Source organism: Bacteroidota bacterium, assembly GCA_016718825.1.
GTDB lineage: Bacteria > Bacteroidota > Bacteroidia > J057 > JADKCL01 > JADKCL01.
In genome coordinates, this window is the sequence record JADKCL010000063.1 from 1 (window position 1) to 9,250 (window position 9,250).

The window sequence follows — 9,250 nt, forward strand, 5'->3', positions numbered from 1 at the left end:
TTTCAGAGTTGCCAGTGACGGTTTTTCGTGACGGCGGACTTCGTATTTCTTGCTGTTGGTTTCGTCGTGAAATTCCAGGACGAGGAAGGAAACGGATCGGGCGTGTGACTTGGGAGCATCACTGTCCAAGTCATAAAATTGATGGTTCGGAAATCGTTGGTTGAACCATTTGGCGAATGTGGCGCGCTCGTCGTGTTCGATGCGAGGACGCTGCTTATGGGGGATGGTCTTATGCCCATTGGGCTCGATCTTGTTGGTTTGCAACATGCGGTAGCCTCTAAAATTTGTCTTTTTGCCAACGCTCATTTCGGTGTCGATGGGCTGGTCGGGATCGAGGAAGGTTCGCAGCAAACCGTTGTATTGGAAGAGGAAGGAGATTTGCTCCATGGTGCGTGATTCTGAAACACCCTCCAAGAATTTCCTTCCTTCGAGCGTAAGCTGGTAGGCGTGGGGTGCAAATTGCTCGGCGATGAAGCCTTCTTTGATAAGGTAATGCAGGGTGGGAAAGCAGGAAGCTGTCTTCGTCGATGCCGAGGAAGCCGCAAAGTGCTGGGTGATCCTTGGGTTTTGGTGCAAGAAATTGCAAGATGATCTTGGAGAGCCGGTCAAGCTGAAGGTTTGTTTCGGCAACGACTTCGCCTTTGCAATCAAAGAAGGGGAAATAGACCTCGTGAATAACCTCTAGGCTGAATTCCGGGCTGTGGTTGTCTCTGAACTTGTCAAAGATGGCGATGGCTTTTGATGATGTATTGTCCATGATATTCAATTATTAGCAAGTGGGAATTAGGGTGATGCGATCAGCGTTTTGTGGTGTTCAGTTCATCGATGGAGTGGATGATGAGCCCTTGGGCTTCAAATTCTTGGGCAATGCTCTTGAGTTTGAATTCAGGGAATCGCTCATCGTTTGGGAGGGTGGCGCGTTTCAGGAGGTATTCGGTGTCGCCGACGACGATCAGGAGACGTTTGACACGGGAGAGTGCGACGTTTACGCGGCGGTAATCTGACAGAAAACCTATGGTGTCGCTTCCCCTGCTGCTTTTGACGACGTCATAGATGATGATGTCTTCTTCGGCGCCTTGGAATTTGTCCACGGTGTTGATGCGGATCAATGGGACGTCTTCCCCATTTTCATCTTGAGTGACGAAGTTCTTGTACTTGGTAAGAGCGATTTCGCGTTGGAGGAGGTTGACTTGGCCTCGATAGCCTGCAATGATACCGATGGTAAATGGCGCCGGCTCGCCTTTTTCATTTTTGCGTTGGAGATTGTTGGGGTAGGCTTTGTCGAGCCAATCGAGCACTTCCTTGATTTTTCTGACGTTGCATGTATTTGCCCTTGCGAATTTGTCTCCGTTGTCGAATGGGTTTTCTTCTCGCGAAGTGCTGAGGAAGACCATGCTGGTGTCTTTTGCCAACTGAAGCTCGTGGGATTTGGATTGGTCAAAGCCGGGGACGCGCTGGGGATCAGGATTCTGTAGCTTGCCATCGTAGAAGTACGTGGAAATGATGGATCCGATCTGGCGCGGCATGCGGTATTGAATGTCGAGCATTCTGAAGTTTTGGGCTTTTGCAGGATCGGACTCTACGGTGGTGATGATTTTTTCAAACATGCTTTCGCCGAATTCCTTGTCAATGTCGAGGCCATTGTCCTCGAGCTTGTCCCTGACCTTTTGTTTGACCGCTTCTTCACGGGTGACCACGGGTGGCAACTGCTTGTGGTCGCCGATCAGGATGATGTTTCGGCCCATGTTGATTGGTACGAGTGCTTCCGCAGGAGACGCTTTGCTGCTCTCGTCCATGATCACGTAGTCGAATTTGAAATCGACTCGGCCATATTTCATGCTTGCAATGTGGATGCAAGTGGCACCGATCACGCTAATGGACTTGAGGAAGGCAAATTGCAGGCCGATGAATTCGCTTCCGTCTCTGAGTTTGGAGGTTCTGGCATCTTTTTCGTCCCCTAGGGAATTGTCTAGAAACGACTCCCACTCCTTCTGCAAGCCTAGCAAATGCAGCTTTGTTGCACCGATCTCCTTCTCGAAAATGCTGCGAATGCCCTCGGGCTTGCTTGCGTTTTTGAACGTGTTTTCGCGGTAGTAAGCCGGCCATATTGGCTTTTGTAGCTCCTTGTGAAATGCCTGTACAGGATCATTCTGGGATTGCAACTGCAGGAATTTGTGGTAAAGACGCACGAGGGTTTCAATTTATCTTTGTTTCCGCTGAGTTCAAGGTCAAGCCAATCGTTGGACCTCTTGCGGGTTGCATTCACCCATTCGTTCAGTTTTGTGTCGTAGGAATGTGCTTTGAGTTTGTCCCCGATCTTGTCTTCGCTTGCCGCCAAACGCATGTAGAGGATGTTTTCTGGTAGGCGCTCCAAGACATTGTCAACGGCAAGATTGGATTGCGAAGTCACGAGGATGCGCGCATCTGGCTGGCGTTTCAAGATTTGCTGAATCATCTCGACGATCACAGTCGTTTTCCCTGTTCCAGGAGGACCTTGGACCAAGAAAAGTGGTTGGCGGTGGATGGCTTCCTTGACGGTTTCCAATTGGGTGGCGTCTGATTTGAGGCGTTGGTTCACGATACCAGCTTCGAATGTATCATGGTCGATCACCAATCGCGGTGGTGTCGGGATCAAATCGGGCGTTGCAAGCAAGGCGGTGAGCGCGGGATTGACCAAATCACCCTTAGTAAACTTGGTGCAGGCTTCGACTTGCTTCTTGAATTGGCTGACTTGCATTCTCACGTCTTGCATGAGCTCGCCTTTTTCGGGGATTTCTTCGAGTTCGAGTTTGACATCGCGGAGGGTTATGTGGCCTTCTGCGGGGTGATAGTCCTGGATTATGTCGAGGTAGGAATCGTTGACGGTGAGGCCGACACCTTCATGCTTTAGTCGCTTGATCTTGTCCCAAGGGTATTTCTTGGTGTGCTCAGAAAGCTGAAAAACGACGTTTTCCTTGTTTCGACCGCTCAAGCGACGTTCTATGTAGTCCAACTTCAGTGCTTCCTCCTCGATGAATTCCATTTCCTTTTCGGGCATGGTCTTCCATTTTTCGAGGATCGTTTTCTTCTCCTTGGCGCCTTTGGAAAGGGTGTTGTTGCCGTGATCGGCAGATGCAATGGCGTGTTGACGCATTTGTTCCATGAAAGGAAGCAACTGAATTGACGATCGGACACAACTGCTGAAGCTGCAGTTCAACGGAACCGCCCCAACTGGCGTCTGGCTTTCGCCGTCCCGGTGTTGATTCCAGTCCACAAACAGCAGGTTGCTGTCGTCATCCAAAAAAGCCGGCGCTGAGTGGTTGCGCGTGTGGAAAAAGCCCCAAATCTGGCGATGTGACTTTGACAGGTCGGGCCTAGGGAGAAAATGGCATTGGATGTTCATCTCTTGCACCATCGGTTTGAATGCCTCTGCATGGCTTGGTTTGACGATGACTTGAATCGTATTCTTGCTTGCCATGACTGGGGATTGGGCGACCGTCTCTGAAAGGCTTGCTTTCTCAAGGGTTTCAAGATCTGCTATCAGTTCCAGCCATGTTGTGTACCTGTCTTTCCGTGTGAGGGCGCATGCTTTGGACAGGATAGCGTCGGGAATCAACTTTTGCGACAGCTTGCGCATAAGGTTACCCAATCCCCAAATGTCATCCTGTAGCTTTGCTACTTCGGTGGTCTTGGAGAGGTCGGGGCTCAGATACTCGGTCTTGCAAATGCCCATATGACGCAGCAATGCCAACAGGCCAATAAAACGGAGGCGAATCTCGGCCCCGCTGACTTCTAGGGCGTCAGGGGCAAAGTAAAACCCGAATTGGTTTCTTTTCTTTAATTCCGACAAGGGCTTTGCCAATTGAATCCAATCGCCGATTGCGATATCCTTCCCCTCCAAGGATGTCCTGGAATCGTCATGGTGGTAAAAAATTATCATTGAGCAATCTGCTCTTTGCAAAATGGCATCTACCGGTAAGAGAATACCCTCGATTTGCCTTTTAATCAATGGTTGGATTTCGTCGCGGAATGTGCGCTCGAGGAGGGGCAGGAATTGGGCATCGACCTTGATTGTGAGCATTTGCATTTGGTTTCCCGCAGCGTCTTCCACCAAATCTAGAAAAAACTGCTCCGACCAAGTTTCGAGCCTTTGCAGTGGTTCAATGCCTCGATTCTCGATGCCGATCTTTGACAGCGGATGAATTTGATTACTTACTTCCATAACGGTTTTGTAGTTGAGCTTACCTTGGAAAAGGATGCATTCTTTGCACCTTGCTACAGTCATGGCAAGCGAAATGCCAATTTCCGGTAGCCGCTCTGGAAGCCGTTCGTTAGTACGGGAGGTGTTGAGGTGCTGAAGTGTTGATTGTTGTATAAATATTTGTATGTCAGGCCTTTATTGAGATAGAAGGTCGTCTATGCCGAGGTGTTTTCGGTCTTTGAAATCTTTTTGGATCGGATTGTTAGTAAGGTTGATGCTTCTGTATGTATGTCATATTTTGAATTTGACTATCAAAATATGACATACATTCCTGCGATAAAATCCCCCTTAGCACGCCGCCCCTATGCTAGTCTCCATACACATTTCTAATTGCGATCTTTTTTTGGGGTTTTGAATCTATAGAAGATTCGCAAAATATGCTGATAATCAGTACTTACTATCAGGGCGTAACGTTCGACCCCGCGGAGTCGGATCAAGGGGAGGGTGTCTGTTTCTATAAACGTTAGACCCCTCTGGGGTCGGATCAAGGGATGGGTGTCTGTTTCTATAAACGTTCGACCCCTCCGGGGTGGGATCAAGGGAAGGGTGTCTGTTTCTATAAACGTTCGACCCCGCCGGGGTCGGATCAAGGGGAGGGTGTCTGTTTCTATAAACGTTAGACCCCTCTGGGGTCCTTGGACGCATATATTTGAAAGTAATGATCGCTGCTGGCCATAAGATGAAACGAAGATTTCTAAGATGGGTGAAGAGACGAGCCCCCATCCTCCCAAACCCATCATCACCCCATCACCTGCAAGATACTCCGCAGGTTTCTTTCCCTGTCGGGGTGCTCGTTCACGAACCCAGGCAACCAATCAAGCAGTTCGATGAGGGCGTAGAAGAGGGCTTTGGCGAGGTAGGGGCTGCATTCGTCGTCGAGGTTGAAGTGGCTGCCGTCGTTGGTGTTGGCAAGGATGAAGCTGAAGCAGGTGGCAATCCGTTGCGGGAAGGGGTTGGGGTCAGCTTTGAAGACGAGGCTTTGGTTGGTGGCCGTCTTGAGTCGGCCTTCCCTGCCGTTGAGGTAGTAGTCGCAGGCGCTGAGGTTGCGCCGTTTGCCATCGCCTGCCATGTCTTCGGGGAGCATTCCGATCTTGGCCAATGCCATACAAAATGCTTCGAGGAGGTGCCGCATGGGGTTCAAGGCGACGTAGGTGAAGGTGCGCTTTTCCTCAATGTAGCCGTAGGTGTGGAGGAACAGCGCCATGGATTGACCGCCGAGCAGGCCGTCTTCCATCGCCCGGGCGATTCGGGGAAATTTGGTCCGCATCCGGTAGGCGTGGCTGCCCTTGGCGAGGGTCTGGATGTAGGCAAAAAGCTGCTGCTCTCCGGTGCCTTTGTGGAAGACCTTGACGTCGTAGCCGATGGCCGATGATTCCGAGTAGCCGGTGTTGACGACATAGGGGATTGCAATGCCCTTGCCTTCGAGGATGTAGAGTTCCTTGAGTGCTTTTTGAGGTGGTTGATGTCCTCGGATTCGGAGGCGGCATTGATCTGACCCTTGCCATCGAGGACAATGACGTCATATTTGTGTGGGTCGCCGTCGATGAGCTTGTGGGCCTCGTCCCAATAGGGGCAATGGATGAGGTTGATGCCGTGATGGGCCGCGTTTTCGGCTTGGATGGTCACATAGCGGCGGTCGTCATCGACGATCAAGACGTTAATCCAGTTGTTCATTTTCTTGCAGATGGTAAGGCAAAAGGATGCGGAGGCCGACGAGGAAGGGGCGGTCGCCGGCCTGCAGGGGCGTGCCCGGCATTTCGACGCTCGCGACGATGTTGGTGATGGCGTGTGCAATGTCGCGGGTAGTCATCATGCGGAGCTGTCCTTCATGGTTTTCGACGATGCGTTTCACAAGGAATCCGCCAATCCCGGTGCCCTTGGACTTGCCTTGCCGTCCGCCGAACTGCGTGTATTTGTCCAGGGAGAAGTCCTCCGGGAAGGGCTTGCCATTGTTGAAGGCGTCGATGGCAACCCAGGTGGCTGCGTCTTCGTCGGTGATGCAGGAGAGGTAAAACACGATGCTGTTGCCGGGGGCTCCCTCTTCAAATCCATGTTCAAATGCATTTTCCACGATGTTGCGGAGTGCGAGGAGGAGCAGTTCCTGGTCGATGGTCACGAGCGGGCGGATCTGCTCGATGGTCCAAATGGGGTCTGCGGCGCAGAAAAATTGGGCATCGCGAAGTTGATCGGCCAATTGGGCCGTGAACGCTTGGAGGCAATCCAGTATCGGAAGCTCGGTGAGTGTCATCTTGCTGCGGTCGGAAGCCATGAGGCCACGGAGGGAGTCGAAGAGCATTCCCATGCGTTGCAGGTCGGCATCGATGTACTCATAGGCCCGTTCGATGGACGGGGATTTGGGTCTTGGGCTCAACTTGTCACCCATGGAAACGGCCGCGCCGGCATCGGATTGTGTTTGGATGTAGCGCTTGGTCAGGGCGGAGAGGGTGCGGACATTGGCCAAGAGCGGCCGCAACTCATGTCCCAAGACGGCCAACATCTGCTGCTCGGTTTGTTGGAGGCCTTCGACCCGCTGGATCAGGTTGGCTTCCTTCAGCCTTACAGCCTGGGAGACATTCCGGAATTCGTCCAGTCGTCGCTTCTGCTGGGCAAGCGTGGTGGGAATGCGGACCTTCAGTGCCAAGAAATCGGGAATGGACAATGCGGGTTGGAGGGCATAGCTGTTGACCTCCTTCAGTTGGTCTGAGAAAAAGCCGGAGTTCATCTCGAAGGCCAGAAACTCCAGATCAACGGAAGGTGCATCGACGTGGAATGCCAGCACGGTCTCGTGGATGGCGACGCGGGTGCCGGTGGCATCCAGCAAAGTGGGGCGCGCGCCGGCGATGTATTTGGGGACCAAAATGAGTGGCCGCGTGAGCTTCACGACCTGGAACTGTTTGTCGGCCGGGGCAAGGAGCGGGAACTTCGCCAAGTCGTCGCCTCCCATCCGGTTTCCACGCAAAGGGTCCTGCAGGTAAGGAATGGTGATCTTGGGCATTCCGGCGGGCGTGCCGGTCTCCCATTTCGGTTTTTGGAGCAGGCTGCCGAGCGTGACGAGCTTCTCGCCTGCGGGCAGCTGGGCCAATTCCTGGGCAATGCGCCTTTCCAGTCGCGCCTTGGAGATGGAGGGCTTGAATTGCCAAGCTACCAATGTTTCCCGTTTCGCGAAGAATACCTCGTTTTGCGTGGCCGTGGATCGAAAGCGCTCGATGGTAACACGGAGGTCGATTTCCTCCGGTGATTTATAATCGGCCCTCCATGTGGCGGCGTCCATGAGCTTGATGGGTGCGTTGCGGTTGCGGGCCTTGTCGAGGACGACGATGGAAGCTTTCATCCCGGCAGAATCAAAGAGGTCGGCGGGGAGAGAAATCACTGCCTCGAGGAATCCGGAAGTGGCCAATGCCTTTTGAAGTGCCATTGCCCCCCGTGTGTCTTCGGCGAGGTTGCGGTCCAAGACGACCAAGAGGACCTTGCCGGTTTCATGGGTTTGCATGAGCAGGTTGCGCACGAGTTTCTGCGAGACTTCGGCAGGTGTTTCGTTGGGTTTGCGGGGCAGGGCGACATACTCGCGGTCAAAGGCGGGGAAACTGATGGTCCAATCGGCTTTCTGCGGATTGGTGGACAGCACCTTGGGAGGCTCGAGGAGGGTATGGGCAAAACCGTGGACGAGGAGGCGAAGGGCCAGGATGGCGTTGTCCTGCGCATCCGTTGACTCGGCTTGATAGGTCGACTTGGGTGGCAGGTAGGGGATGAGTGCCCCGTTCCCGGCATACGGATTGGCAATCACACCATTGGCAGGCAAGTCATACAAGCGCACCAACATCATGGCCAAGGGAGCCGGCATTGGGGTGTCGAAGGTCCCGCGCCCCATCACCGTCCGAATGAAATATTCGAAATCTGCGGCAAATTCCTGGTCGGAATGGTGGTTGGCGATGGTTTCGAGGTTGTTCAAGAGCTGGGCGAGGCCGGACTGCACTTGAATGTCCGCGATGGTGCTGCGCTGTGCTGCCGTGAGGTAGCGGGAAAAACAATGGTCGAGAAATTCGCTGAAATTCATGGCTGCCTCCTGGCCGGAAGCGTTTCCACGACGTGCATTGTCCTTTTGCAAGCCTTCGAAAACGCCTGCGGTCCCCATGCGGAGGTAGCGGTGATAGGTCCAATAGTAGAGGAAGGCGATGGTTTCGGCCTTGGCGAAACCAAACCAATACAGTTGTTTGAGCGCCAAGATCAGCGCTTCCACGCGGGCGATGACCTGCGGTTCGTCTCCTTTGGGCTTCGTTGGCATTTCCATTGCCTGCAATTTAGGAATTAAATTCCTAGAAGTTCCTGCATTATGCTTGTCTTCTTGGCCCACAGCTTCGTTGCTTTTTGGGTACGTCCCGACCTCGGGACGAACCCAAGAAGCGTCTTTTTGTAAACCAAGAATCCTTCGCATAATCTTGGAACTTATAGGAAAATCCTTCCTTCATGGTTGTTGGGGATCGTTGTGCATTGGGTCCGGAGTTTTCGGATGATGCAGGCATGAGATGCAGAATTGGCCACAGAAATTCCAGAGAAGATGGAACGATGCATTGACATGGCTCAGCATTGGGATTTGTTGTTAAATTGGGGGGTAATCATCATGCTTGTCAAATGAATTGGAAGAATCGCACATATTTTCAGGGTAAGAGTGCCCGGCCTTTTGCGCAGGCGGCAGATGGCAGAAGGGCGCAATCAAGGTCCAAACCACCGAAAGAAGGGGAGAGGCCGCGCAGGCCGTTTCGTAGGTTTTTGGGATGGTTGTTTTTGTTGACGGTGGTATTCGGTGCGGGGCTCGCGGTCGGCTTGGTGGAGGATGAGAAGATGGAGGAGCTTTTTGGCAAGACTTTGGAGGTGATTTTTGGAAAAAAGAAGGACGCAACCGATCAGGATTGGAAAAAGCTTTGGGATGAATCAGATCGGATACCGACATGGCATTTTAATGAACGCATGGAATGTAGACAGATCACTACTTGGGAAATTGACTTTGCCGTT

The 9,250-nt window shown here is 52.5% G+C and carries 8 protein-coding genes; 2 read left to right on the forward strand and 6 right to left on the reverse strand.

The genetic code is table 11. The annotated features are described in order from the left end of the window. Positions 1-387: hypothetical protein (locus IPN95_28975; protein ID MBK9453348.1), on the reverse strand; the 387-nt coding region annotated here is incomplete at its 3' end. A 112-nt stretch (positions 388-499) separates the two neighbouring features. Between IPN95_28975 and IPN95_28980 the strand changes: the two genes are divergently transcribed. Then, entirely contained in the window at positions 500-685 is a 186-nt protein-coding gene (locus tag IPN95_28980) for a hypothetical protein (GenBank protein MBK9453349.1), read from the forward strand. Positions 686-797: 112 nt separating this feature from the next. Here IPN95_28980 and IPN95_28985 read toward each other — a convergent pair whose 3' ends face one another. The 5 genes from IPN95_28985 to IPN95_29005 all read right to left on the reverse strand — a co-directional run bounded on the left by IPN95_28985 (position 798) and on the right by IPN95_29005 (position 8,528). Beyond that, positions 798-1,997 (reverse strand): hypothetical protein, encoded by a 1,200-nt coding sequence (locus tag IPN95_28985; protein ID MBK9453350.1) that lies wholly within the window; start codon positions 1,995-1,997, stop codon positions 798-800. A 2-nt stretch (positions 1,998-1,999) separates the two neighbouring features. Then, a complete protein-coding gene (locus IPN95_28990; protein MBK9453351.1) occupies positions 2,000-4,264 on the reverse strand; it encodes an AAA family ATPase in 2,265 nt (754 codons plus the stop codon). 715 nt (positions 4,265-4,979) lie between these two features. Further along, positions 4,980-5,444, reverse strand: coding sequence for a hypothetical protein (locus tag IPN95_28995; protein MBK9453352.1), 465 nt, complete (start codon positions 5,442-5,444; stop codon positions 4,980-4,982). Further along, a complete protein-coding gene (locus IPN95_29000; GenBank protein ID MBK9453353.1) occupies positions 5,378-5,914 on the reverse strand; it encodes a hypothetical protein in 537 nt (178 codons plus the stop codon). Before IPN95_29000 ends, IPN95_28995 begins: the two co-directional genes overlap by 67 nt. After that, the gene (locus IPN95_29005; protein MBK9453354.1) at positions 5,898-8,528 is read right to left on the reverse strand and encodes an N-6 DNA methylase; all 2,631 of its coding nucleotides are present in this window, start codon (positions 8,526-8,528) and stop codon (positions 5,898-5,900) included. Before IPN95_29005 ends, IPN95_29000 begins: the two co-directional genes overlap by 17 nt. Positions 8,529-8,869: 341 nt before the next feature. On the opposite strand from IPN95_29005, the gene IPN95_29010 reads away from it, so the two are divergent. After that, on the forward strand, positions 8,870-9,250 hold a 381-nt coding region (locus IPN95_29010; GenBank protein MBK9453355.1), incomplete at its 3' end, for a hypothetical protein.